Annotated in this window: 21 protein-coding genes and 1 pseudogene; 9 read left to right on the plus strand and 13 right to left on the minus strand. The window is 64.0% G+C overall.

Features of this window, described 5'->3' with window-relative positions; all coding sequences use genetic code 11:
* Positions 1–2: 2 nt before the first annotated feature.
* Positions 3–596 carry a hypothetical protein gene (locus tag AC0V8S_RS06525; protein ID WP_475437200.1) on the minus strand — a complete coding sequence of 198 codons (594 nt, stop codon included), beginning with the start codon at positions 594–596 and terminating at the stop codon, positions 3–5.
* A 43-nt stretch (positions 597–639) separates the two neighbouring features.
* Entirely contained in the window at positions 640–1257 is a 618-nt protein-coding gene (locus AC0V8S_RS06530) for a TetR/AcrR family transcriptional regulator (RefSeq protein ID WP_475437201.1), read from the minus strand.
* Between the two features lie 74 nt (positions 1258–1331).
* On the opposite strand from AC0V8S_RS06530, the gene AC0V8S_RS06535 reads away from it, so the two are divergent.
* Together AC0V8S_RS06535 and AC0V8S_RS06540 are read left to right on the plus strand one after the other, a co-directional pair.
* Positions 1332–2615 (plus strand): MFS transporter, encoded by a 1284-nt coding sequence (locus AC0V8S_RS06535; protein WP_475437202.1) that lies wholly within the window; start codon positions 1332–1334, stop codon positions 2613–2615.
* A gap of 267 nt (positions 2616–2882) precedes the next feature.
* Positions 2883–4457 carry an alkaline phosphatase D family protein gene (locus tag AC0V8S_RS06540; RefSeq protein ID WP_475437203.1) on the plus strand — a complete coding sequence of 525 codons (1575 nt, stop codon included), beginning with the start codon at positions 2883–2885 and terminating at the stop codon, positions 4455–4457.
* A 13-nt stretch (positions 4458–4470) separates the two neighbouring features.
* Here the strand turns inward: AC0V8S_RS06540 and AC0V8S_RS06545 are convergent, their stop codons facing one another.
* Positions 4471–4755, minus strand: a complete 285-nt coding sequence (locus AC0V8S_RS06545) for a hypothetical protein (protein WP_244571407.1) — start codon at positions 4753–4755, stop codon at positions 4471–4473.
* A gap of 197 nt (positions 4756–4952) precedes the next feature.
* On the opposite strand from AC0V8S_RS06545, the gene typA reads away from it, so the two are divergent.
* Positions 4953–6782: a translational GTPase TypA gene (gene typA, locus AC0V8S_RS06550; RefSeq protein ID WP_095204316.1), complete on the plus strand. Its 1830-nt coding sequence runs from the start codon at positions 4953–4955 to the stop codon at positions 6780–6782.
* 58 nt (positions 6783–6840) lie between these two features.
* Here the strand turns inward: typA and AC0V8S_RS06555 are convergent, their stop codons facing one another.
* The 3 genes from AC0V8S_RS06555 to AC0V8S_RS06565 form a co-directional block, all read right to left on the minus strand.
* Complete coding sequence (locus AC0V8S_RS06555) at positions 6841–7467, minus strand: DUF1062 domain-containing protein (RefSeq protein ID WP_475437204.1); 627 nt, start codon at positions 7465–7467, stop codon at positions 6841–6843.
* A 422-nt stretch (positions 7468–7889) separates the two neighbouring features.
* A complete protein-coding gene (locus AC0V8S_RS06560) occupies positions 7890–8717 on the minus strand; it encodes an alkaline phosphatase family protein (protein ID WP_475437205.1) in 828 nt (275 codons plus the stop codon).
* Positions 8718–8764: 47 nt separating this feature from the next.
* Positions 8765–8890, minus strand: coding sequence for a hypothetical protein (locus AC0V8S_RS06565; RefSeq protein WP_475437206.1), 126 nt, complete (start codon positions 8888–8890; stop codon positions 8765–8767).
* On the opposite strand from AC0V8S_RS06565, the gene AC0V8S_RS06570 reads away from it, so the two are divergent.
* The gene (locus AC0V8S_RS06570; protein WP_475437207.1) at positions 8889–9503 is read left to right on the plus strand and encodes a LysE family translocator; all 615 of its coding nucleotides are present in this window, start codon (positions 8889–8891) and stop codon (positions 9501–9503) included. The genes AC0V8S_RS06565 and AC0V8S_RS06570 overlap by 2 nt on opposite strands.
* Before the next feature lie 9 nt (positions 9504–9512).
* On the opposite strand, the gene AC0V8S_RS06575 is transcribed toward AC0V8S_RS06570, so the two are convergent.
* Together AC0V8S_RS06575 and AC0V8S_RS06580 are read right to left on the minus strand one after the other, a co-directional pair.
* Positions 9513–9839 carry a YciI family protein gene (locus tag AC0V8S_RS06575; protein WP_095204347.1) on the minus strand — a complete coding sequence of 109 codons (327 nt, stop codon included), beginning with the start codon at positions 9837–9839 and terminating at the stop codon, positions 9513–9515.
* A gap of 136 nt (positions 9840–9975) precedes the next feature.
* On the minus strand, positions 9976–10539 hold the full coding sequence (locus tag AC0V8S_RS06580) for a peroxidase-related enzyme (protein ID WP_475437208.1): 564 nt from the start codon (positions 10537–10539) through the stop codon (positions 9976–9978).
* Between the two features lie 136 nt (positions 10540–10675).
* On the opposite strand from AC0V8S_RS06580, the pseudogene AC0V8S_RS06585 reads away from it, so the two are divergent.
* The 3 genes and pseudogenes from AC0V8S_RS06585 (at position 10676) to AC0V8S_RS06595 (ending at position 17716) form a co-directional block, all read left to right on the plus strand.
* A pseudogene (locus AC0V8S_RS06585) lies at positions 10676–15465 on the plus strand (NAD-glutamate dehydrogenase).
* Positions 15466–15552: 87 nt separating this feature from the next.
* Complete coding sequence (locus AC0V8S_RS06590; protein WP_183464170.1) at positions 15553–16290, plus strand: class I SAM-dependent methyltransferase; 738 nt, start codon at positions 15553–15555, stop codon at positions 16288–16290.
* Positions 16291–16339: 49 nt separating this feature from the next.
* Positions 16340–17716, plus strand: a complete 1377-nt coding sequence (locus tag AC0V8S_RS06595; protein WP_183464169.1) for an MFS transporter — start codon at positions 16340–16342, stop codon at positions 17714–17716.
* Between the two features lie 188 nt (positions 17717–17904).
* On the opposite strand, the gene purH is transcribed toward AC0V8S_RS06595, so the two are convergent.
* The 4 genes from purH to htpX all read right to left on the minus strand — a co-directional run bounded on the left by purH (position 17905) and on the right by htpX (position 23865).
* Entirely contained in the window at positions 17905–19521 is a 1617-nt protein-coding gene (purH, locus tag AC0V8S_RS06600; protein WP_475437209.1) for a bifunctional phosphoribosylaminoimidazolecarboxamide formyltransferase/IMP cyclohydrolase, read from the minus strand.
* 84 nt (positions 19522–19605) lie between these two features.
* A complete protein-coding gene (locus AC0V8S_RS06605) occupies positions 19606–21330 on the minus strand; it encodes a heparinase II/III family protein (RefSeq protein ID WP_475437210.1) in 1725 nt (574 codons plus the stop codon).
* A gap of 136 nt (positions 21331–21466) precedes the next feature.
* Positions 21467–22855, minus strand: coding sequence for an RsmB/NOP family class I SAM-dependent RNA methyltransferase (locus AC0V8S_RS06610; RefSeq protein WP_475437211.1), 1389 nt, complete (start codon positions 22853–22855; stop codon positions 21467–21469).
* The gene (htpX, locus tag AC0V8S_RS06615; protein WP_475437212.1) at positions 22846–23865 is read right to left on the minus strand and encodes a zinc metalloprotease HtpX; all 1020 of its coding nucleotides are present in this window, start codon (positions 23863–23865) and stop codon (positions 22846–22848) included. Before htpX ends, AC0V8S_RS06610 begins: the two co-directional genes overlap by 10 nt.
* A gap of 105 nt (positions 23866–23970) precedes the next feature.
* Between htpX and AC0V8S_RS06620 the strand changes: the two genes are divergently transcribed.
* Positions 23971–24192, plus strand: coding sequence for a DUF1674 domain-containing protein (locus AC0V8S_RS06620; RefSeq protein ID WP_475437213.1), 222 nt, complete (start codon positions 23971–23973; stop codon positions 24190–24192).
* 60 nt (positions 24193–24252) lie between these two features.
* Here the strand turns inward: AC0V8S_RS06620 and AC0V8S_RS06625 are convergent, their stop codons facing one another.
* Positions 24253–24918 carry an HAD-IA family hydrolase gene (locus AC0V8S_RS06625; RefSeq protein WP_475437214.1) on the minus strand — a complete coding sequence of 222 codons (666 nt, stop codon included), beginning with the start codon at positions 24916–24918 and terminating at the stop codon, positions 24253–24255.
* A 169-nt stretch (positions 24919–25087) separates the two neighbouring features.
* Here AC0V8S_RS06625 and AC0V8S_RS06630 point away from each other — a divergent pair, with 169 nt between their 5' ends.
* Positions 25088–25957, plus strand: a complete 870-nt coding sequence (locus AC0V8S_RS06630; protein ID WP_475437215.1) for a transglutaminase-like domain-containing protein — start codon at positions 25088–25090, stop codon at positions 25955–25957.
* Positions 25958–26228: the final 271 nt, after the last annotated feature.

Genomic DNA, 26228 nt, shown 5'->3' on the forward strand with positions numbered 1-26228 from the left:
GGTCAGTTATCGACGCGGCCAAAGGGCGGCACGTTGCCGATGACGGTGTGCCTGTCCTTACCGCAGGCGAAGGTTCGCGCCTTCTCGTCGGCGAGTTTTCGCGCCTGATCGTTGGCTTGCGGGTTGCCGGTAGCCAGCACGAGGCCGACCGTGCAGCTTTCTCGCGCGTCCATCTGGCCGACCTTGGCAACGAGCAGCACGTCGGTCGATTTGTTCTCGTCGTCGCCATTGCTGATCGTGCGGCGGTGGATGACCGCGAAGGGCACGGCCTTGTCGCCATTGGTTTCAATGCGCCATTCGACCTTGGCTCCGGACGAATTGAAGCCTGAAAAACTCTCCCAGACGGACGTCATGTCGCCGCCGGGCGGAAAACCGTAGAACAGCGATTCACGGGCGTCGTCATAGGTGATCAGCACGGGATAGCCGCGATAGCCCGAGCAGGCGAGATCGGCCCAGTCGCCATCGCCTTCTCCGGCCTGTGCGTAGGTCACGCAATCCTTCTTCGAGTCGAGGTCGGTGTAGGCGCTTGAAATGTCGCCGGCGTGAGCTGCCTGGCAGAGACCGGCAATCGCAAGCGGGATCAGAACGGCACGCATGGCGGACACCTCCGGTTCGGCCGGAGGAGCGTACCGCCAATCGCTATTTCTTCAAGCTCGCTTCGATCAGCAGATCGGCGTTGCGGGCGACCGACTGCGCCGGACCGCCGAGGCCGAACAACTGGCCGCTGATATAGGCGCCCTCGATCAGGAGCAGCAGCCCGTCGCCCAGCGTGTCGGCGTCTTGTGCGCCCATTGCGGCGGCCATGGCGCGCAAGCGCCGGCGCAGTTCCTGCTTGTTGTTCTCGCTGACGACGCGCGCCGGATGGCCATGCTCGGGATATTCCACCGCCGCATTGGTCATGCCGCAGCCGCGATAGTCGGGTTTTTGCGTGCGCTTGCCGACCCGGGTCAGGAAGGCGCCGATCTGCGCACGCGGATCGCCGGGATGGGCAGCCACGGCCTCATCGAAACGCTCCCAATATTCACGGTCGTATTGCCGGAGGTAGGAAGCGGCCAATTCGTCCTTGGAGGGAAAGCTGCGGTAGAGGCTGGGTTTGGTGACGCCGGCGCGTTTGACGATCTCGTCGACGCCGATTGCCCTGATACCGCGCCGGTAGAACAGGTCATACGCTACGTCGAGGATCTTCTTGGCCGCCTTCGGCGGCGTCGATGCATGATCGTCGCTGATGGTCAGTTCAATATTTTTGTCAGTTGGCATCATGGAACTCGATTGACAGTGTTACCGATCGGTACGTATACAGGCTCCCATCTTGCAACGTACCGGTCTGTAACATGATAGCTCAGTCCCGTCCCTTTGGCCAGCGCTACGCTTTCGTCGTGGTCGGCGTCATCTTTCTCTGCCTGCTGGTCGCGGCGGGGCTTCGCTCCGCACCCTCGGTCATGATGTTGCCGCTGGAAAACAGTTTTGGCTGGCGGCGCGACGTCATCTCGCTGGCCGCCGGCGTCGGCATCCTGCTTTATGGTCTGACCGGTCCGTTCGCCGCCGCGCTGATGGAGCGGATCGGGCTGCGCCGCACGCTGATCGCATCGCTGGTCGTGATGTCGGGCTCGACCGCTCTCAGCCTGCTGATGACCAAGCCCTGGCATCTCTTCATCACCTGGGGTGTCTTCTCCGGCATTGGCTCGGGGGCTGTCGCCAGCGTTCTCGGCGCCACCATCGTCAATCGCTGGTTCAAGACCAATCGCGGTCTCGTCATGGGTCTGATGTCGGCCTCCAGCGCGTCGGGCATGCTGGTGTTCCTGCCGCTGATCGCCGCGTTGGCGCAATCGGGTGGCTGGCAGCCGGTTGCCGTTGCGGTCGCGGTCGCCACCGCGGCTATGATACCGCTGGTCTGGCTGCTGGTGCCGGAGCGGCCGGCCTCGATCGGCATGGTCCGTTATGGCGCCGAGGCCGATGACGTGCCGCCGACATCGCCGGCCTCGCAAGGCAATTTCCTGGCGCACACGCTCAACACGCTGCGCCGCGCCGCCGGCACCAGGGTGTTCTGGTACCTGTTCGCCACCTTCTTCGTCTGTGGTTTCACCACCAACGGTCTGGTCGGCACCCATTTGATCGCCTTCTGCGGCGACATGGGCATCGGCGAGGTGCAGGCCGCCGGTCTGCTGTCGATGATGGGCATTTTCGACCTGATCGGCACGACGCTGTCGGGCTGGCTCACCGACCGTTTCGATCCGCGCAAGCTGCTCGGCGTCTACTACGCCATTCGCGGCCTGTCGCTGATCTACCTGCCCTATTCCGGCTTCTCGGCAACCAGCCTGATCATCTTCGCCGTGCTCTACGGCCTCGACTGGATCGCCACCGTGCCGCCGACGCTGCGGCTCGCCAATGAAGCCTTCGGCGACCGCAGCGGCCCGATCGTGTTCGGCTGGATCGTCGCCGGCCATCAGGTGGGGGCTGCCACCGCGGCAGCCTTCGGCGGCACGATGCGCGAACTGCAGGGCAATTACGAGTTGGCCTTCCTGATCGCCGGCATGACGGCGATCGCGGCGGCCTGTATCTCGCTGCTGATCAACACCAGCCGGCCGGCCTTCGACCCGGAACCACAGCCGGCTTGAGGCTGCTCTTTCCCTTCTCCCCTTGTGGGAGAAGGTGTCGCCGAAGGCGACGGAGAGGGGTGCTCCAGGGAATACCAACGCCTCACTCCGCTGGAACACCCCTCATCCGACTCGGCGCTGCGCGCCGATCCACCTTCTCCCACAAGGGGAGAAGGGAGGAGGCTAGCCACCTGTCCACTGTTATAAAAACTTCATAGTTCCGAGATGCGGCTGAAACATTGAGGCCGGACCTTGATGGCGACGTTCAAAGCCATCCAGGAGACAGCCATGAACAAGCTTTCCATGACCCGCCGCGCCTTCGTCACCTCCGCAAGTGCTGCCGGTCTGCTTGGCGCCTCGGGTCTCGCGCTGCCCTACTATTCCCGCGCCAGCCAGCGTCCGGCCTTCACCCATGGCGTCCAGTCCGGCGATGTCGATGCCGCCAGCGGCATGGTGTGGACGCGCACGGATCGACCGGCGCGCGTCATGTTCGAAGTCTCGTCGACGGAAAGCTTTGCCAATGCGACGCGTCTGGCGCCGCTCGATACCTCGCCCGCCAGCGACTACACGGTGAAGCGGCTGCTCACCGATCTCGCCTCCGACCAGGACATCTTCTACCGCATGGTCGCCGCCGATCTCTCCGACATCAATGCCGTCTCAGAGCCGATCGTCGGCCGTTTCCGCACCGCGCCGTCGTCGAAGCGCGATGTCAAGTTCGCCTGGTCGGGCGATACTGCCGGCCAGGGCTGGGGTATCGACGAGACCGGCATGAAAACCTACGCCACCATCGCCAAGCACACGCCGGACTTCTTCCTGCATTCGGGCGACACCATCTATGCCGACGGCGCCATGAAGGACGAGGTCGACCTGCCCGGCGGCGGCAAGTGGAAGAACGTCGTGCTCATCGACGGCAAACGCAAGGTTGCCGAGACGCTGGACGAATACCGCGACCAGTGGAAGTACAACATGATGGACAAGAACGTGCTGGAACTCAGCGCCATCTGCCCGACCTTCTACCAGTGGGACGACCACGAGGTGCTCAACAACTGGTCGGACTCGAAGGACCTTAGCAAGGACGACCGCTACAAGGAAAAATCCATCCACGTGCTGGCGGCGCGGGCGGCGCGCGCCTTCCACGAGATGACCACCATCCGTTACGAGCCGGCGGAACCGGGCCGGGTCTACCGCAAGATCTCGCATGGGCCGCTGCTCGACGTCTTCTTCCTCGACATGCGCTCCTATCGCGGCCCGAACGGCGCGAACCTGCAGGAAACCCTCACACCGCAGTCGCGCATGATCGGCGAGGAGCAGTCGAAGTGGCTGAAGCGGGAACTGGCCAACTCCAAGGCGACCTGGAAGATCATCGCCGCCGACATGCCACTCAGCCTCGTGGTCTGGGACGACGCGGCGAAGAAGGTCGGCTTCGAAGCCGTCAGCAACAACGACAACGGCAAGCCGAAGGGCCGCGAGATGGAATTCGCCGACGTGCTGCGCTTCATCAAGACTGTCGGCGTCACCAACACGGTGTGGCTCACCGCCGACGTGCACTATACGGCCGCGCACTACTACAACCCAGACAAGGCGCAGTTCCAGGATTTCAATCCCTTCTGGGAATTCGTCTCCGGCCCGATCCACGCCGGCACCTTCGGCCCCAACGATCTCGACATGACCTTCGGTCCGGAGCTGAAATTCATCAAGGCGCCGACCGCCGAGCAGGGCCAGAACCTGCCGCCGTCGGCCGGCCTGCAGTTCTTCGGCCTTGTCGATATCTCAGGCGCGACCGAGCAACTCACAGTGCGGCTGATGGATCGCGACGACAACGAACTCTACAAGGTCACACTCGATCCGGTACGATCGGCGTAAGCGCCCGCAATCATCAGTCCGGGTAGCAGACCATCGGAATGTTTGGCCACACGGCACTGTCGCAGTTGGCGCTGGCTTGTCTCTGCTTGAAGGCGGTGCTGACCGGTCCCGTCACCATCGGGTCAACGCCATCAGGCGCATCGGCAAAGGCCTGCTCCGCGGTCTGGGTGTCGGACTGCGCAACGGCGCGCGCGCCCTTCTGCGTCGCGGCAGCCGACTGCGCGGCGTTGGCCGCCAGCAGCAAGGCAAAGGCCACCGAAGCGATGAGTGGCCAAAATCGGTTGAGTTTATCGGTCATGATGGTCGAACTGCTCGGGCCCTGAATGGTTCCCGCCTTGGTTAACAAAATCATCTCACACGCAGATGCTTAAGATTTGATGAGTATTTGGTGTCGCGCGTCCCCTTTCGCAACTGCGAAAAACCCTGTATGAGCCGCGCAACCGAAAGAGGCAGCGCCTTTGGCCTGCTGCCTGCAACGCTTCCGAGACCCAGAACATGAAACTCCGTAATATCGCGATCATCGCGCACGTCGACCATGGAAAGACCACCCTTGTCGACCAGCTTTTGAAGCAGTCCGGCTCCTTCCGCGACAATCAGCGCGTCGCCGAGCGCGCCATGGATTCCAACGACCTCGAAAAGGAACGCGGCATCACCATCCTGGCCAAGGCGACCTCGGTCGACTGGAAGGATACCCGCATCAACATCGTCGACACGCCCGGCCACGCCGATTTCGGCGGCGAGGTCGAGCGCATCCTGTCGATGGTGGATTCGGCCATCGTGCTGGTGGATGCCGCCGAGGGCCCGATGCCGCAGACCAAATTCGTCGTCGGCAAGGCGCTCAAGGTCGGCCTGAAGCCGATCGTCGTCATCAACAAGATCGACCGCCCGGACGCCCGTCATGTCGAAGTGGTCAACGAGGTGTTCGACCTGTTCGCCGCGCTCGACGCCACCGACGAGCAGCTCGACTTCCCGATCCTCTACGGTTCGGGCCGTGACGGCTGGGTTTCGGAAAATCCGGAAGGCCCGAAGGACCAGCAGCTGGCGCCGCTGTTCGATCTCGTCATCAAGCATGTGCCGGCGCCGACCGTCCATCCCGGCCCGTTCCGCATGATCGGCACCATCCTGGAAGCCAACCCCTTCCTCGGCCGCATCATCACCGGCCGTATCGAGAGCGGCACGCTGAAGGCCAACCAGGCGGTCAAGGTGCTGCACCATGACGGCACCCAGATCGAAACCGGCCGCATCTCGAAGATCCTGGCTTTCCGTGGCCTCGAGCGCCAGCCGATCGAGGAAGCCCAGGCGGGCGACATCGTCGCCATCGCCGGCCTGTCGAAGGGTACCGTCGCCGACACGTTCTGCGATCTGGCGGTGACCGAGGCGCTGCATGCGCAGCCGATCGATCCGCCGACCGTGACCATGTCCTTCCTCGTCAACGACTCACCGCTCGCCGGCACCGAAGGCGACAAGGTGACCAGCCGCGTCATACGCGACCGCCTGCTGCGCGAGGCCGAAGGCAATGTCGCGCTGAAGATCGAGGAATCGCCGGACAAGGATTCGTTCTTCGTCTCCGGCCGTGGCGAATTGCAGCTCGCCGTGCTGATCGAGACGATGCGCCGCGAAGGTTTTGAAATCGCCGTGTCGCGTCCACGCGTCGTCATGCAGAAGGGCGAGAACGGCGAATTGCTGGAGCCGGTCGAGGAAGTCGTCATCGACGTCGACGAGGAGCATGCCGGCGTCGTCGTGCAGAAGATGTCGGAGCGCAAGGCCGAGATGGTCGAACTGCGCCCCTCCGGCGGCAATCGCCAGCGCATCGTCTTCCATGCGCCGACGCGCGGCCTGATCGGCTACCAGTCGGAACTTCTGACCGACACGCGCGGCACCGCCGTGATGAACCGGTTGTTCCATGCCTATGAGCCCTACAAGGGCGAACTGCCCGGCCGCACCAACGGCGTGCTGATTTCCAACGAGCAGGGCGAATCGGTCGCCTACGCCATGTGGAACCTCGAAGATCGCGGCCCGATGGTCATCGATCCGGGCGTCAAGGTCTATCAGGGCATGATCATCGGCATCCACTCCAGGGACAACGACCTCGAAGTGAACGTGCTGAAGGGCAAGAAGCTGACCAACATCCGCGCTGCCGGAAAGGACGAGGCGGTCAAGCTCACCCCGCCGATCCGCATGACGCTGGAGCGCGCCCTGGCCTGGATCCAGGACGACGAGCTGGTCGAGGTGACGCCGAAGACCATCCGGCTGCGCAAGCTCTATCTCGATCCGAACGAGCGCAAGCGTTTCGAGAAGTCGGCCAAGGCGGTCGGCGCGGCGTAATTTTTTCTTCTGACGATTTCTGAAAGGGCGGAGCATCAAGTGCTCCGCCCTCTTTCGTTCATCCGCCGGCCGCGCGGATGATGGCTTGGTGATCCGGTTCGCCGGCCAGATCGATGCGGACCGTCATTCCCTGACGGGCCGGCTTGCGCAAGGCTTTGACGCCGTCCGGATCGACGGCCAGCCGGCGCCGTTCCTCCAGCATCTGAAGCCGCGAGCGCGAGATGCCGAGTTCATTGGCAAGCAAGCGGTCGAGCCGGAGCGATGTCGGCATTTCCATCCCAAGCAGGAGTTCCAGGGCCGCTGCGTTGTCCCTGGCGCCGCCAAGCAATCGCTTGTGCACGGCGACATCGGGAAACTCCTCGACACGCCCCACCTGGCTGCGCAGGGCGACGGTGTCGAAGGCATGGCGCCGCGCCAGCCCCGGATCGTTGCTTTCGAGCGCCTGCAGCAGCGCCGGCTCGATGTCACGGCGGTTGCAGCGTTCGAAAATGCCGAAATTCCAGGAATTGTCGCAATCGACGCAGCGGTAGATCAGCCAGACGTCGATGCGCTTGCCGTTGGCGTTGACGCGGAATTTTCCGCTGCAGCGATAGGCCTTCACGCCGCCGCAGCGATTGCAGTTGATGAGCGGTTGAGGTGCGATTTGGGGCGCGATCGCCCAGTGGATGCACAGAGTAGAAGACATGCCGGTAAGCCCTTCCCGTCGGGAAGTTCATCAGGTCGGCACGATCGAGATGCCCATGCGGGCGCGGCGTGGCGGTAGGCTGCGGAGATGGTGAAGTCAGATGTCGCTGGCGGGAAGCGCGCGACAGCGGTTCAGCAGTGCCAAACCGGTCTCGAACCGCCGCCCAGAGGAACACATGAAAATGAAACAGGCACCGCGAATACGGCGCCATGCAGTGTCGGGGGAGTTGACGAGACCGGCGGTTACTGAGGCAAAGTGAAGCTCGAAATTGTTTCGCGGCGGGTCTTCTAGCCGCAGCCAATGAGGACTGCAAGGGTGCCAGTGGCTTCAAACGAATGACGGCTTCCAACGTGTCTGGAGACGGGGAGGCGTGACTGGCGGCGACGCCGGCGATCGGTGCTGGTGACATGTCCAGCGCGAAATTACCGTCGGCTCCAGACACTTGCGATCACCCTTCTGATGACGCTGGTGCCCAAGGGGGGTATGCTCTCTATGTCTTCAATGGTCCGCAAGACCGAATAGTGGTCGATCTTTTCGGAGTAACGTCCTGGTTCGATTCCAGAACCGTAGAATACAGTAAATATATGATTCTCTGTATGGTAGTCGTCTTCATCGAAAGTTACTATCAAAAGGCTGTTGTTTTTCTTCGCCCAGGCGGCATAACCACCGAGGTGAGTTTTCAACCAGGTGTCAGCCGTCTCTATTGTGCCGTCATGCATGTCATTTTCGAGATTGGGGATCACGAAACTGACGGATGGCAGCTTCGCGTAGTCGCGAGGGAGGTGGGCAAGAGACTTCTCAAATCCCTTCGCGTCGGCAAACGATTCCCAGGGATTATGTTTTCGCGGCGATCCGGCTTCGACGTAGCCCGTAAATGTCTTGCCGTGAGCCCGAAGACGAGCGGCCAGGTTCGGCGCAGCAAAGCCGTGCATGCCGTCGTCATGGACGCCTTGTGTCAAGCCGCTGAACAGCGCGAAGTAATTGGGTTGGCTGGGGTGAGCAACCCCGTAGGATCGATCGAACAGCGCGCCGCCTTTTGCCAACCTATTCAGATAGGGAGCCGCTCGTCCCGCCAGGGAAATCTGCTCAAAGGTGTGGTTCTCCATGATCACGACAACGACGTGATCATATTTCGGCGGCTTCCTTGACGATGCTACGGCCTGGGGCGCTCCGCTCAGCGCCATGCTGGCTACTAGGACAGCCGGCATGGAGAATCGTCGAAACTCCGTGCGCCAACTTTGCACAACCACGAAAACTCCTCCTCCCGCCTGCTCGGCAAGATCAACCTGACTGCAAGTCAGGCATGGCAGTCAAGGGCATGGCCGAATGCGGAGCCGGTCTGGGATCTGCTGGCGCCGACGTTGCAAGCGGTGATGTCGATCGGATATCCTCCGCCCTTCAACCGCTTGGAAGGCAGTGCCATGCACCTCACCTCGCTCCTGATCTTCGCCGCCGCCTTGTTTGTTGCCGCCGGTTCGCCCGGCCCGTCGATCGCGGCCCTCGTCGCGCGCGTCATTTCGAAGGGCTTTCGCGATGTGTTTCCGTTCCTGCTCGCCATGTGGATCGGCGAGGGCATCTGGCTGTCGCTGGCGGTGTTCGGACTGGCCGTGGTGGCGCAGACTTTTCACTTTGCCTTTGTTGTCGTGAAATGGGTTGGTGTCGCCTATCTCGCTTACCTTGCCTGGAAGATGTGGACGGCGCCTGTCGATGCCAAAGAAGGCGAGATGCCGCGCGAGGATTCGGCGATAAAACTGTTCTTCGCCGGCATGGCTGTCACGCTCGGCAACCCCAAGATCATGATGTTCTACCTGGCACTGCTGCCGACCATCATCGACCTCGCTTCGGTCAGCATCGTCGGCTGGATCGAACTGACGGCGACCATGGCGGTGGTGCTGATCGCCATCGATCTCGCCTGGGTGCTCGCCGCCTCGCAGGCGCGCAAGCTCTTAAAAAGCAAGCGCGCCATGAAGATCGCCAACCGCGTCAGCGCCACGACCATGGCCGGTGCCGCGGCGGCGATCGCGGCACGGTCCTGAGGCGAGGCGTCAGCCCATCATATTGATGATCGGTGCGATCTCGACGTTGCAGTTTGGCATGGCCAGCATCGGGCAGCCCTTGGCCTTCTCGGCGGCATCGTTGATATCCCTGGCCTCGATGATGGAGTAGCCGCCGGTCGGGTTGCTGCCGCCGTTGTTTTCTATCTTGCCGCCAGGCAGGACAGTCTTCGACATGCCGACCGGATTGCCTGGGTCGACAACGGCCGAACCGAGCTTTCCAAACCAGCCTGTCCAGGCGTCGGTCATCGCCTTTTGCTCGGCTTCGCTCGTCGGCATCTTGCCGGAGCCATGATAAACGTAGAGAAATTTCGCCATGTTCTCCTCCCTTGATGAGCGGCATCGAACCGGCATGCGGTCATGCCGCCTGCCGATCATCGGACCAAACTGGCAAACAAGCAACGGGAATGCGTGGCCGCTAGATACGGCGTGATGGGCCATTGGATGCGATCCCTTATCGCGCCATCGCGTGGTATTCGTCGTTCGGCCGCATATCGATCGCCGCTGCCACCCGGTTTGACATGTTGAAGAAGGCGGCGGTGGAGGCGATGTCCCAGATGTCGCGGTCGCTGAAGCCTGCCGTGCGGAGCGCGGCCCGGTCGGCCTCGATAATCTTGGCCGGCTCTTCGGTCAGCTTGACGGCGAATTCGAGCATTGCTGTCTGTTTCGGGGACAGATCGGCGGCGCGGAAATTCATCACCATCATCTCGCCAAGCGCCGGGTCGCCGGACAGCTGGCGCACCGCGGCGCCATGCGCGGTCAGGCAGTAGTAGCAATGGTTGATCGAGGAGACGGCGACCGCGATCATCTCGCGCTCCAGCTTCGACAGATCTGACTCACCCAGCATCAGGTCGTTGTACATGTCGGTGAAGGCGCGCAGCTTCTTGTCGTCGAAGGCGTAGGCCTTGAGCACGTTGGGAACCAGGCCGAGCTTCTCCTCGCATTTGGCGAAATAGGTTTTCGTCGCCTCGCTCAACTCTCCCGGGGCCAGATCGAGTGCGGTGATTTTGCCGGTCATGGGTCGTTTCTCCTCTTTGGGCGGCGGCTTGCCGCCGAATTCGGATAATTCTTGGCAAGCCGTCAAACCTTTGTCGCCAAACAGCGGTCATCTGCTACGATAGTCGTAAAAGCATTCGACGGGAGGGAATAGCGTCATGGCCAGCGTGAAATCCGCAGCGAAGCCGAAGAAAAAGCCACATCAGCGGCAAAGACCGAGGAAAAGCCATCAAGGCTTGCCGATTACCTGCTCGCCCGCGCGCCGGCCGAAGACATTGCCGCCTATGACGTGTCCGCCCTCGAACGCGCCGCCGACCTCGCCGGCCAGGCGGTGGCCGGCCACAAGAAGGGTGAGTGCGTCGTTGCCGTGGAGACCGATTCGGGCGTCGTTCGCGAAGGCCGTCCGGTGACGGTCATAACCGTCGTCAACGACAACATGCCGTTCCTGTTCAATTCCATCCTCGGCGAGATCACCGAGACATCAGGCGAGCCGACGCTCGTCACCCACCCGGTCATCACGGTGCGCCACGGCAAACGCGGTGTCGAGGAAATCCTCGGCGACGGCAATTTCGCCAAGGACGATGGCAATCATGACCGGCTGAGCGTCATCCACGTCCATATACCGCGGCTGACGGCGGAGGCGGCGAACGGCTTGACCGAGCGGCTGCGCAAGATGCTCGGCCAGGTGCACGCCGCCGTCAACGATTGGAAGCCGATGCTGGCCCGGCTTGACCAGGCGATCTCGGAATTCCGCTATTCGGCGGTGCCGCTCGACAAGAAGAGCGTCGCCGAGGCGATCGCCTTCCTGGAATGGCTGCGCGACGACAATTTCACCTTCCTCGGCATGCGCGAATTCAAATACACCGGCGGCGAGGAAAGCGGCAATCTGGAGCGCGCTGACAAGCCCGGCCTCGGCATTCTCTCTGACCCCGACGTGCTGGTGCTGCGGCGCGGCACCGAAGCGGTGACGACGACGCCAGAGATTCGCGCCTTCTTGCATGGACCGGAGCCGCTGATCGTCACCAAGGCCAATGCCAAGTCGTCCGTGCATCGCCGCATCTATCTCGATTACATCGGGGTCAAGACCTATACCCCGAAGGGCGCGCTTGCCGGCGAGTTGCGGATCGTCGGCCTGTTCACATCGACCGCCTACACGCGCTCGGTGATGAAGATCCCGTATCTCCGGTCGAAGGCCGAAACCATCATCGCCAAGTCCGGCTTCGATCGGCACGATCACTCCGGCAAGGCGCTGATCAACGTATTGGAGAGCTATCCGCGCGACGAGTTGTTCCAAGTGCCGGTGCCGATCCTGCGCAAGCACGCCGCGGCCATTCTCGGCCTGATCGAGCGGCCGCGCGTTCGGGCGCTGGTGCGCGCCGACCAGTTCGATCGCTTCGTCTCGATCCTCGTCTTCGTGCCGCGCGACCGCTATGACAGCGTCGTGCGCGAGAAGGTCGGCACGTATCTGAAAACCGTGTTCGAGGGCCGGCTGTCGGCCTATTACCCGGCCTTCCCCGAAGGCGGGCTGGCGCGCGTGCATTTCATCATCGGCCGCTCCGGCGGCAAGACGCCTAAGGTCGAGCAGGCGACGATCGAGGCGGCGATCCGCGACATCGTGCGGACCTGGGAGGATGCCCTTTCCGACGCGGCGGATGCCGATGGCGGCGACCAGGCGTTGAAGGCCATCGCCGCAAGGCTGCCGGAAAGCTACCGCGATTCGTTCAGCGCCGCGGTAGCGCTGGTCGATGCCGGGCGCATCGCTGGGATCAGCGCCGACAATCCGATCGCCATCGACTATTACCGCCACGCCGAGCAGAAGCCGCATCAGGCGGCGCTGAAGATCTATCACCATGGCAGCCCGGTGGCGCTGTCGCGGCGCGTGCCGGTGCTGGAAAACATCGGCTTCCGCGTCATCAGCGAGCGCACCTTCGAGGTCGGCGACGACCAGTCCGGCATGGTCTTCATCCACGACATGGAGCTGGAGAACAGCTACGGCAAGCCGATCGACCTTACCGATGGCGGCGCGCTGTTCGAGGATGCGTTCCTGTCGGTGTGGCGCGGCGATGTCGACAATGACGGCTACAACGGGCTGGCCCAGACCGCCGGCCTGTGGTCCGGCGAAATCACCATCCTGCGCGCCTATGGCCGCTATCTGCAGCAGGTAGGCATTCCGCAAAGCCAGGATTTCATCGCTGCGGCACTCAACCGCTATCCCGAGATCGCGCGCGGCCTGCACGCGCTGTTCATCGCCCGGCTCGGGCCGACGGCCGAGACGGAAGGCGTGGTGGCGGCAAAGCACCTCAAGGCCAAGATCAAGGACGCGCTGGAAGATGTGCCCAACATCGATGACGACACCATCATCCGCCGCTACCTCAATCTGATCGAAGCCTCGCTGCGCACCAATCATTTCGTTGCCGACACGAAGCAGAAGGGCCAATCGCTGGCGATCAAGCTCGAATCGCAGGCGGTCGAGGGCCTGCCGGCGCCACGGCCGTGGCGCGAGATCTTCGTCTACGGTTCCGAGGTCGAAGGACTGCATCTGCGCTTCGGCCCGGTGGCGCGTGGCGGCCTGCGCTGGTCGGACCGCGCCCAGGACTACCGCACCGAAGTGCTCGGCCTGGTCAAGGCGCAGCAGGTCAAGAACGCCGTCATCGTGCCGGTCGGCGCCAAGGGCGGCTTCTTCCCCAAGCGCCTGCCGGCGGGCGGCAGCCGCGACGCTATCTTCGAGGCCGGCACCTCGGCCTACAAGAATTTTGTGTCCAGCCTGCTGTCGATCACCGACAATATCGGGCTGGATGGTGTCATTCCGCCGGCTGGCGTCATCAGGCGCGACCAGGACGATCCCTATTTCGTCGTCGCCGCCGACAAGGGCACGGCGACCTTCTCCGACACCGCCAACGCCATCTCCGAGAAGCATGGCTTCTGGCTCGACGATGCCTTCGCCAGCGGCGGCTCGGCCGGCTACGACCACAAGAAGATGGGCATCACCGCCAAGGGCGCCTGGGAAGCGGTCAAGCGGCATTTCCGCGAGATCAACCGCGACATCCAGACCTCGCCCTTCACCGTCGTCGGTGTCGGCGACATGTCGGGCGACGTGTTCGGCAATGGCATGCTGTTGTCGCCGCAGACAAGGCTGATCGCCGCCTTCGACCATCGCGACATCTTCATCGATCCAGATCCTGACATGGCGGCCTCGATGGCCGAACGCGAGCGCATGTTCGCTTTGCCACGTTCGAGCTGGCAGGACTACGACAAGTCGAAGCTGTCGGAAGGCGGCGTCATCGTCTCGCGCAGCCAGAAGTCGATTACCTTGCCGCCGGCGGCAGCGGCGGCGATTGGCCTGGCGAAGACCACCGCCACGCCGGCCGAGATCATGACCGCCATCCTCAAGGCGCCGGTCGATCTTCTGTGGTTCGGCGGCATCGGCACTTACTCGAGGGCCTCCACCGAAACCAATGCCGAGGTCGGCGACCGCGCCAATGATGCCATCCGCATCACCGCGCTCGACGTGCGCGCCAAGGTGATCGGCGAGGGCGCCAATCTCGGCGTCACGCAGCGCGCCCGCATCGAGTTCGGCATGAATGGCGGGCGGTGCAATTCCGACGCCATCGACAATTCCGGCGGCGTCAACTGCTCCGACGTCGAGGTCAACATCAAGATCGCTTTGGCGTCGGCCATGCGCAAGGGATCGCTGACGCGCCCGGCCCGCAACAAGCTGCTGGCGGAGATGACCGACGAGGTCGGCGGGCTGGTCCTGTCGAACAACTATCAGCAGACGCTGGCACTTTCGATCGCCCGCAAGCGCGGCCTTGCCGACATTGCACATCAAAGCCGTTTCATGACGGCTTTGGAAGCGCGGGGCCTGCTCGACCGCGTGGTCGAGACGCTGCCGTCACCGGCCGCACTCGCCGAGCGCGAGGCGCGCGGCGAGCCGCTGACCCGGGCCGAGCTCGGCGTGTTGCTCGCCTATGCCAAGATCGTGCTGTTTTCCGACATCGTCGCCAGCGACGTGCCGGACGACGCGCATTTCGACCGCGACCTGATGGGCTATTTCCCCGACCGGATGGCGAAGAAATACGCTGCCGAGATCCATGGCCACAGGCTGCGCCGCGAAATCATCGCTCGAGTCGTTGCCAACGACCTCGTCAATCGCGGCGGCCCGTCCTTCGTCAACCGGCTGCAGGAAGCCACGGGGCGCACCGCCGCCGATGTGGTGCGCACCTTCGCCGTGGTGCGCGACGGCTTTGCGCTGCCGGCGCTCTACCGCGAGATCGACGCGCTCGACAACCAGATCGATGGCCAGGTGCAGCTCGATCTCTACCAGATGGTCAGCCGGCTGATCTATGTCACCAGCGGCTGGTATCTGAAGAACGATGCCGGCACAGCACCTCTCGGCCAGCGCATCGCCGAACTGCAGGAAGCCCGCAAAGCGCTGGAGCCCAAGCTCGTTTCGCTGCTGCCGGCTTTCTCGCGCGAGCGGATCGAGGAGAAGCGGCACGGGCTGTTCAAGGCCGGCGCGCCGGAGCAGCTGGCCGAGCAACTGGCACTGAGCGAGGTGGCGGAACTGATCCCCGACATCGCGCTGACCGCGCGAATGGCAAATGCCGACATCGTTGCCGCGGCCAAGGCGTTCTTCGCCGTCAGCGATGCCTTCCGCATCCCGCGTGTTGAAGACGCGGCGCGCTCGATCACGCCGTCGGACTACTATGATCAGCTCGCGCTTTCGCGCGCCACCGACACGATTGGTGCTGCACGGCGCGGCATTGCGGTGGCGGCACTCACCGGCCATGCCAAGACGGCCGATCCGGTGGCGGCCTGGCTGGAAGCCGGCGGCGAGCGGGTGGCACGCATCCGTGAGCGGCTGCAGGCGCTGACCGAAGGCGGCGACATCACCGTGTCGCGGCTGTCGGTGGCGTCTGGGCTGATGAGCGATCTGACGGGGATGTAGAGACGGGATGTCATTGGGCAAGCTTTGGGGCGAGCGGTCAGTTGGGCATTCCTTGCGGCCGCTCGGCCTTGAGATGACCCCCCGGCCATGAGCGAAGACATCTACGACCCACAATTCGTCAAAGGTGTCTTCGACCGCTGCTCCGGCCAGTACATCACGTTCAGCTGGATATGTTCATTCGGCTTTACCGAGCGCTGGCGCCGACAATGCGTCGAGTTGATGCCCGAGCCGCCTGCTCCGGAGCCGAAGGGCTACGACCTGATGGCCGGCACCGGCGAGGTCTGGCCGCATCTACTCAAACGCTTTCCCGGCATAGGGGCGATAACAGCCGTCGATATCTCATCGGGCATGCATCACCGCGCCATGGAGCGCCTGCACGCGCATCGCGCCCACAAGATCGCCTTCATCGAGGACGACGTTCTGGCCAGCGACCTGCCGAAAGAAAGCGCCGATTTCATCATTTCCACGTTCGGACTGAAGACCTTCAATGGGGAGCAGCATGCGAAGCTCGCAAAGCTGGTCGCGCACTGCCTCAAGCCCGGCGGCGTCTTCTGCATGATCGAGGCATCCGACCCTCGGGGATGGTGGCTGAGGCCGCTCTATCTCTTCCATCTGAAGGTCATGCTGCCACTGGTCGAAAGAACGCTGCTCAGGGGGGCGCAGGATTTCGCGAGGATCGGCACGTATTCGACGAATTTCGGCGACGCCTCGGCTTTTGCCGAAATACTGAAAGGCCAAGGGCTGGACGTCGCGTTTAAACGCTTCTTCTTCGGCTGCGCTACAGCGGTTGCGGGCAGGAAGCCGGCCGCATTTGCGCCGTCATAAAAAAAATGCAGACATGGCGCCCGATACGGGCGCGGCCGGGGGAATCATCATGGCGGTAGAGACAGTGCAGCGTGCGTCCGGGCGCGGCATCTGGGGATGGATGTTCTTCGACTGGGCGGCGCAGCCGTTCTTCACGGTCGTCACCACCTTCATCTTCGGCCCCTATTTCGTTTCGCGCATGGCTGGCGATCCCAACACCGGCCAGGCGGTCTGGGGCTATGGTATCGCCGCGGCCGGGCTGGTCATTGCCGTGCTGTCACCGATCCTCGGCTCGATCGCCGATCAGACCGGGCCGCGCAAGCCGTGGATCGCCTTCTTCGCGGCGATCAAGATCACCAGTCTCGCTCTGCTCTGGTTTGCCGCACCCGGCTCGAACCTGTTCCTGATTGTGGCTTTGTTCTCGCTGGCTTCGGTGGCGGCGGAATTCTCCACCGTGTTCAACGATTCGATGATGCCGCGGCTGGTGCCGAAGAGCGAGATCGGCCGCATCTCCAACACGGCCTGGGGGCTCGGCTATCTCGGCGGGATGATCGCGCTGATCTTTGTCGTCACCTGCCTCGCCGGCTCGCCGGAGACCGGCAAGACGATCATCGGCATCACCCCGCTGTTCGGGCTCGACCCGCATCTGGGGGAAGATGCGCGCGCCACCGGGCCGCTGTCGGCCGGCTGGTATTTCCTGTTCATCCTGCCGATGTTCTTCTTCACTCCCGATGCGATCAAGGGCATTCCGATCGGGCCGGCGGTGCGCGAGGGCCTGTCGGAGCTGAAATCCACGCTGGCCGAGGTGCGCAAGCGCGGCGGCATCTTCCGCTTCCTCGTCGCCCGCATGATCTACCAGGACGGCGTCAATGCGCTGCTGGCGCTCGGCGGCACTTTCGCGGCCGGCATGTTCCACTGGTCGATCACCGAGATCGGCATGTTCGGCATCATCCTCAATATCGTCGCCATCTTCGGCTGCTGGATCGCGGCCCGCCTCGACACCGCGCTCGGCTCCAAGGCGGTGGTGATGATCGCGCTGGTCATGCTGTCCATCGCCACCATCGGCGTCATCTCGACCGGCCCAGGCTTCACGCTGCTCGGCCTGATCCAGCTCTCGACCACCGATTCCGGCGGCCTGTTCGGCACGGCGGCCGAGAAGGCCTACATCCTATACGGCCTGCTGATCGGCCTCGCTTTCGGCCCGGTGCAGGCGTCGTCGCGCTCCTACATGGCACGCAGTGTCACGGCGGCGGAATCCGGCCGCTATTTCGGCATCTACGCGCTGGCCGGCCGGGCAACCAGTTTTCTGGCGCCGTTCCTGGTGGCGACGATCACCGCGCTCAGCGATTCGGCACGGCTCGGCATGGCGGTGATCATCCTGTTCCTGGCGATAGGCATGGCGATTTTGGTCAAGACGCCATATCCGGCGGATCAGCCGGTGGAATAGTAGCGCCTCTTCCTTCCCCCCTTGTGGGGGAAGGTGGATCGGCGCGTAGGCCGAGACGGATGAGTGGTGCGTGACGGAATGAGGCGGTGGCGATTTTGACCTTATCGCCAAGCTGGAACACCCCTCATCCGACCTCGCTTCGCGAGGCCACCTTCTCCCACAACAAGGGGAGAAGGAAGAGGGCGCGCTCAGTGCCGGAAATGTCTCACGCCCGTAAACACCATGGCGATGCCGTGCTCATCAGCCGCCGCGATGACGTCCTTGTCGTTCATCGAGCCGCCCGGCTGGATCACGGCGGTGGCGCCGGCTGCGACCGCGGCAAGCAGGCCGTCGGCGAAGGGGAAGAAGGCGTCGGAGGCGACCACGGAGCCCTTGGTCAGCGGTTCGGCCATGCCCGCGGCATCGGCCGCGTCGAGTGCCTTGCGGGCGGCGATGCGGGAGGAATCGACGCGGCTCATCTGGCCGGCGCCGATGCCGACGGTGGCGCCGTCTTTTGCGTAGACGATGGCGTTTGACTTGACGTGCTTGGCGACGCGGAAGGCGAATTTGAGATCGGCCATCTCGGTCGGCGTGGGCGCGCGTTTGGTCACCACTTTCAGGTCGAGATCGTCGACCACGGCGTTGTCCCTACCCTGGACGAGCATCCCGCCGGCAACGGACTTGACCGTCGTGCCCGCCGAACGGGGGTCGGGCAGGCCGCCGGTGACCAGCAGGCGCAGGTTCTTCTTCGCGGCCACGATGGCCGCGGCTTCGTCGGTCGCATCGGGCGCGATGATGACCTCGGTGAAGGTCTTCACGATTTCTTGCGCCGCTTCCGCGTCGAGGGTGCGGTTTAAGGCGACGATCCCGCCGAAGGCCGAGACCGGGTCGCAGGCGAGCGCCTTGGCATAGGCTGCTTTCAGCGAGGCGCCCTCGGCTACACCGCAGGGGTTGGCGTGCTTGATGATGGCGACGGCGGCGGAGCGGGCAGGATCGAACTCGCCAGTCAGTTCGAAGGCGGCGTCGGTGTCGTTGATGTTGTTGTAGGACAGCTGTTTGCCCTGTAACTGCCGCGCCGTGGCGACGCCCGGGCGCTTGTCGCCATTGACGTAGAAGCCGGCGCCCTGGTGCGGGTTTTCGCCGTAGCGCATCACCTCGGTCAGCCTGCCGCCGAAGGCGCGCCAGGTCGGATGCTCGATCTCCAGCGCCTCGGCGAACCAGCCGGAAATCGCCGCGTCATAGCTGGCGGTGCGGGCAAAGGCCTTGGCCGCCAGCTTCTTGCGGAAATCCAGCGACAGCGAGCCGATATTCATCTCCAGCGCGTTCAGCACCGAGGCATAGTCGCCGGGGTCGGTGACGATGGCGACATAGGCGTGGTTCTTGGCCGAGGCGCGGATCATCGCCGGGCCGCCAATGTCGATGTTCTCGACGATCGATGCGTAATCGGCGCCGGAGCGGCGGACTTCCTCGAACGGATAGAGATTGGAGACGAGGAGGTCGATCGGCTCGATGTGGTGTTTGCGCATTGCCTCAGCATGTTCGGGGTCGTCGCGCACGCCAAGCAGCGCGCCGTGCACGGAAGGATGCAGCGTCTTGACGCGGCCATCCATGATCTCGGGAAAACCGGTGAGCTCGGAGACGTCGCGCACCGCCAGGCCGGCCTCGGCGATCGCCTTGGCGGTGCCGCCGGTCGAGACCAGTTCGACACCGGCCGCGGCCAGGGCCCTGGCGAAGTCGATGAGGCCGGTCTTGTCGAAAACGGAGAGCAAGGCACGGCGGACGGGAACGAGATCCGGTGCGGGAATGTTCTTGGCGGCGACGGCCATGGGCTGGCGGCCTTTCACGGCTGGTGTGGTGGATGCCGCGCCGTAGCACATGACATCGTGAAATCAAACTGGCACTGGGCCGCCTCAGTTGTTTTCGGGATAACCGGCGATGCTGGTGCGCGTCAGCTGCCAGTGGACTTCGGACACGTCGGACGCCTTGAAGGCAAGCACGACCTGCCGGCTGCGGCGCGGGCCGCCAAGACCGGCGAAATAGATCGATTCCTCGACCTCGGGCACCACTTCGCTTGCCGTGAATACCCAGCTGTCGGCCTGATCGGCGGTCAGCACCAGCCGGTCGTGCTCGTCCTGCAAAAGGTTGATGTCGGGATGGACATGGAAGCGTACGGTGATGAAGTCGCGGCCATTGTTGCGGATCGCGGCATTGCCGGGGCGCTGGAACCGGTCCCTGCCGGCCAGCACATTGCCGTTCGTCGACAGTTTCAGCTCGCGCTCATGCAGGAAGCCGAAACGCGGGACATAGCCGTCATGGCGGGCGATAAAGCCCTGGACGCCCTTCTGGTCGATGCGCTTGCACTGCACTTGCTGCGGGCCGCCGATCAGCGGCGAACCGAGCAGGTCGTTGACGCGTAGCGAATGGCTGAACCGCGCCGACGAGGTGTCGTTGATGGTGGCGGTCGAGTGCGCGGCGGTGGCGCGGGCCAGCGGCCGAAACTCGGCGGCGCCATAGGTGTCGATGCCGGCATTGACGATGTAGTGCTGGCGGCCGGACGACAGTTCGAAGGCGAGGCAGCCGGCGTGCGCGGCGTTGGAAACGTCGACCGGCGGCGGCAGGCCGGTGTCGGCGATGACGGTGACGCCGCCCATCGACAGCCGCTCATAGCCCGAATGCGGCGCGTGCAGCAGCGGCGCGCCGGCGGTGTCGTCATGGCGCAATATGGTGGCGATGCGGTCATGGATGGTGGCGCCCATGCCGTTGAAGCGGGCGAGGCTGCCATCCTGGTGGCGGAAGAAGCGTAGCGCCGGCAGCATGCGGTCGATGGCGCCGATCAGCGCCTGCGGCGGGGTTTCCGCCTGGTTGGCGTAGGTCTGGCGCAGTGGCAAAAGGTCGGCGAGGATTTCCAGCACCGACATTGGATTGCGCGAGATATGGCCGCCATCGGCGAGGATCTGGCGGTTGAGTTCCTCGGCGAGATTGCGGGTGGCGCCGCGCAGCGCCGAAGCCGGCGCCGGCAGGGACAGCGCCGCGAAGGCAAGTGCGATGCGGGCACGCAGTCTGTCCTTGCCGTCGGGCATTTCACGCGCCATCGACCTGAGATAGCGGATCTGGACGGCCAGCGACTTCAGGAAGGCGCGGTAGAAGGGGAACTCGGCGCCCTGCAGCACGACGGAGGAATGCTGCAACCAGGCGATGATGCGCTTCGCCGTCGTGCCGGGCTCCCAGGCAATGCCGGCAATGTTGTTGCCATGCATGGCGATCCAGTCGGACACCAGGGCACGTGCATTGGCAGCGGCAAGCTCGGTGCCGGCGGCACGCATGTGGCGCAGCCAGCGAAAGCCATGCAGCGTCTTTTGCCAGCCATGGTTGGGCACGTTGATCTGGAAAGGCGACTTACCGCCGGTCTCGACCAGATGCCCCGACAGGGGATAGCGGCCGTAATAGATCTCGAGCGCGATCTGCGGGTCGGCGAGGCGCAGGTCCGGCGGCGCGATCAGGACGCGTTCGGGCGTGCGGCCGGAATAGCGCCAGCGATAGACCGGCCCGGCACGCAGGCGCCGGCGCGTCTTGCGCCAGAACTCCTTCGCGACCAGCGTCCATAGACGCGTCGTGTTGCCGGCAGCAAGTGCCAAAAGCCCTCCTGATCGTCCTCTACCCCGGTGCGGAGTTTACATGATTGAACGAGTCGTGCGAAGGCGAATTCCTGGGAACGGGTCTGGTGCCCCATACCCTCCCTAAAAAAGTCAGCAAATACGGATGGTTAATTCGTTAGTCGGCTCGTCGCATGCGTGCGGCGAAGAAGCCGTCCAGGCCCGAGCGCTCCGGCGCGCCGAGGTCGAGATCGGCGGGCGTGGTGCGCAGCGTGCCTCGTGCCGTCAGGAACGGATCGATGCCGGCGACCTCGCTCTGCCGCAACGGATCGTCGACGACACCAGGCGTCCCTTTGAGGAAGGCGCGATAGAGATCCTCGCCTTCGAGCGGGTCGAGCGAACAGTTGGAAAAGACGATGCGGCCGCCGGGTTTGACCAGTGTGACGGCGCGGGCGAGCAACCGCGCTTGCAGGTCGGCGAGCTTTTCGACATCGGCCGCTGTCTTGGTCCATGGCACGTCGGGATGCCGGCGCACCGTGCCGGTCGACGAGCAGGGCGCATCGAGCAGCACGGCGTCGAACAGCTCCGCCGGCTCGTATTTGAGGAGATCCGCCTGGACGATGTTGGCCGACAGGCCGAGGCGGGCGAGATTCTGCGTCAGCCGGGCCAAGCGGTTCTTCGAGGTGTCGACCGCCGTGACCCTGGCGCCGGCCAGGATCAGCTGGGCGGTCTTGCCGCCGGGCGCGGCGCAGAGATCGGCAACGCGCAATCCCCTGACATCGCCGAACAGTTTTGCCGGCAGACTGGCCGCCGCATCCTGGACCCACCAGGCGCCTTCCGCGAAGCCGGGCAGTTCGGTGACGGCCCCGGCAAGGTTTTCCACGCGCACCGTGCCGGTCGGCAGCACAATACCGCCGAGTTTTTCAGCCCAGAGTTCGGGATCGGCCTTGACCGAGAAGTCGACCGGCGCCTCAACGCGATGGGCTTCGAGAATCTGCCTGGCCTTATCAGGGCCATAGGAGGCTTTCAGCCGGTCGGAAAACCATTTTGGCGCTTCGTCGGTGGCGGCAAGAGCCTTCGGCAGTTCAGTGACCTTGGCACGTGCCAGGGTGCGCAGCACGCCATTGACCAAGCCGGAAAAGCGCTGCGTGCGCGGATCGGACTTGGCGTGTGTCACCGCGAGGTCGACAGCGGCGCTGTCGGGAATGTCGAGGAACAGGATTTGCGCCGCCGCCACATGCAGTATGTGCGACAAAGCGGTGGCGTTGGGCGGCAGCGGCTTTTCCAGCCTGCGCGCCAGCAGGCCTGATATGGTCATGCGGAAGCGCAGCGCTGTGACCAGAATGGCGCGCACCAGGCCACGGTCGCGCAAATCGAGCGCCTTGTATTGCGGGTGGCCGTTCTCGTGGTCGGTCAGGCCGTCGAGCGGCGTCCTGGCGTCGATGACGGCGGCCAGCAGCCGCGCTGCCGCCTTGCGGGCGGCGAGGCCGGCGACGAATTCGCCGCCGTCTCTATGATCCTGATCGCCTGAACCTGTGCGTCGGGGTCCCGCCACGCTCACGACCATCGGCCTTTAGGCCCGGTCGGGTTGCGTCCCCATGGGTTGGGCTTCGGCGCGGCCGGCTCCGCCGGCTGTTCTGCTTGAGGCGCCTGACCCCACGGGCCGGACGGCTGTTGCTCCTCGGCCTGCCGAGGCGCCGGCGCCGGGCGCGGAGCGGCCTGGGTGCCGCCGCCTGCCATCTGCCGTGCCATCTCCTGCAAGGCGGCGATGCGGTTGTCGGTGCTCGGATGGGTGGAGAACAGATTGTCCATGCGCTCGCCGTGCAGGGGATTGATGATGAAGAGATGCGCCATCGCCGGATTGCGCTCCGCATCGGGGTTGGGGATGCGTTCTGCTCCACGGGCGATCTTGTCAAGCGCCGATGCCAGCCACAGCGGGTGTCCACAGATTTCGGCGCCGCGCCGGTCGGCCTCGTATTCGCGGGTGCGGCTCACCGCCATCTGAACGATCATCGCGGCAAAAGGCGCCACGATCATCGCCGCCAGCACGCCGACAAAGCCGAACGGGTTGTTGTCGCGATTGCCGCCGAGGAAGAAGGCGAAATTGCCGAGCATCGAGATGGCGCCGGCAAAGGTGGCGACGATGGTCATGGTCAGCGTGTCGCGGTGCTGGACGTGCGCGAGCTCGTGCGCCATGACGGCCGCGACCTCTTCATGGCTCAGCCGCTGCAACAGGCCCGTGGAGGCGGCGACCGCCGCGTTCTGCGGACTGCGGCCGGTGGCGAAGGCGTTGGGCTGCGGATTGTCGATCAGATAGGCTTTCGGCATCGGCAGCCCGGCCTGCTTGGCCAGTGCCTGGACGATGGCGTAATATTCAGGCGCGTTCTTCTCGTCGACCTCGACGGCGCGGTTCATCGACAGCACCATCTTGTCGGCGTTCCAGTAGCTGAACAGATTGGTACCGGCGGCGATCACCAGCGCGATCATCATGCCGCCCGAACCGCCGATCAGGAAGCCGACGCCCATGAACAGCGCCGTCATCGCCGCAAGAAGCATAGCGGTGCGAAGGGTGTTCATCGTCTGCTCCTGTCGTGTCGGTGGCAAAAAGGGGTCGATCGTCTTGGGTTCATGGCTATATGATGGGAAACGCCTGCCCCTGTTTCAATCTTCGGGGAATATCGCATGACCGACGAAACCAGTAAAACGCCCGCCGGCCGGGATGACGGCGCGCCGTCAAAAGAACTGACGCCCGCCGCCCGCCGCGCGCTGGCGGAAGCCGATGCACGGCGGCAAGACTATCGCCAGAAGGAAGCCGCGCTGCCCCGGGAAATCGGCGGCCGCGGCGGCAAGGAACCCGGCCGCTACGGCGACTGGGAAGTCAAAGGCCTCACCAGCGATTTTTAGAGTGTGCCGATATTCAGGTGATGCCGGCCTGCAAACGGTGGTTGCCCGCGCTCCGGTGCTTCAAGCAGCGTTGCGCTGTGGTTCAAGCGCAATCCAGCCGCGTTCGTCGATGGTGATGCCGACATTGTCGTAGCCAGCGATCGCGGCATGCTGCGTTTGCATCGGGTGCGAATGCGTGGCGTTGATCACCATGACCGCGGCTTGCGCAGCCTCGGCCGCCGCGATGCCGGCCGGAGCGTCCTCGAACACCAGGCAATCGCGCGGGTCGACGCCGAGCCGTTCGGCGCCAAGCCGAAAACAATCGGGGGCCGGCTTGCCACGGGAAACGTCTTCCGCCGCAACGATGACCGCGGGGACAGGAATGCCGGCAGCCTCCATGCGTGCAAGCGCCAAGGAGCGTGGCGCCGAGGTGACGATCGCCCAGCTTTCGCCTGGCAGCGCCTTGAGAAAGGCCACGGCACCGGCGATCGGGACAATGCCGTCCAGATCGGCGGCCTCGGCCTTCAGCAGCAGGTCGGCCTCATGCGCCGGGTCGACGCCTGGAAGGGCAAGGTTCGTGATGGTCTCGATCGCCCGCACGCCGTGGATTGTCGGCAGGAAGGCGGCGACGTCGAGGCCATGGCGGCGCGCCCAATCGCTCCACACCCGCTCCGCCGAGGCGATGGAGTTGATCAGCGTGCCGTCCATATCGAAAAGGAAGGCCGCGAATTTTCTGCCAGCAAACATGATTTTCCTTGAAATCCGGGAGAGTGTGTCGAGGGAGGGTGCAACCGTAACGTCAAGGTGCGGCCATGGAAAGGCACGCGGGCGTATTTTGCGGGCGATCCAGGGAACCACAGCCAGCTTGCGGCGTTTGAGCAAAACCGTTTTTCAAAACGATCGAAGGGGGACTGCGATGCTGATCCGGCTCGGCTACGAAATCGCCATTGAATGCACCGAGGCCACTCCGGTGATTTCGCTGCTCGAGATCCACAAGGACAGGCAGGCCGACATCAAGCGGCAGACGCGTGTCCTGACCTCGCCATCGGTGCCGACCAGGCTCTATCATGACCTGCATGGCAATGGCTGCCGCCGCTTCACTGCACCAGCCGGCACCTTTCGCATCCTCTACGATGCAGTGATCGAAGACAGCGGCGAGACGGACGAGGTCAACACGCTGGCCGGGGAAATGCCGGTGGCCGAACTGCCCGACGAGGTGCTCGGCTATCTCCTCGGCAGCCGCTATTGTGAGACCGATCACCTCAGCAGTCTCGCCTGGCAGCTGTTTGGCCATCTGCCGCCCGGCTGGGCGCGGGTGCAGGCGATCGTCGATTATGTCCACAACCGGCTGTCGTTCGGCTACGGCTATGCCCGTTCGACCCGCACGGCGGCGCAGGCGCATGAGGAACGGGTCGGCGTCTGCCGCGACTTCGCCCATCTGGCGATCACGCTCTGCCGCTGCATGAACATTCCGGCGCGCTATGTGAACGGCTATCTCGGCGACATCGGCGTGCCGATCGATCCGGCGCCGATGGACTTCTCGGCCTGGATGGAAGTGTTCCTCGACGGCAAGTGGTACACGTTCGATCCACGCCACAACCAGCCGAGGACCGGCCGCGTCGTCATCGCGCGCGGTCGCGACGCCACCGACGTGCCTTTGCTGCACAGTTTTGGCCCACACCGGCTCAGCCTGTTCAAGGTGTGGACCTATGAGCAGGAGGGCAGATTGTTCAATCCGCCCCATCACGGCATCGACAGGACGGTCAGCGCACAGATGCTGGCGTAGTCCTTGGCCGTTTCGCGTTCCACAATCGCGGGTGGTCCGCTTCGGTACATAGACCTGTGCCGCAACAGGACGGCGCGGAGCATTCCGCGATTGCTTCGGTTCGAGCATGGTAAGCGGTTGGTAGACACCGCAGAATCAGCGGTTTGCCGTTTACCAGTCGTTCACCTTTGCACGCGGCGAAATCCAACAAAAACAATGCCTTGAGATCAGTCGTCCGGTTCTGGCGGATAAACGGCGTCGTCCGGCTGGAATCCTGCATTGCCCTCATTGC

This window comes from Mesorhizobium oxytropidicola, from assembly GCF_056174625.1.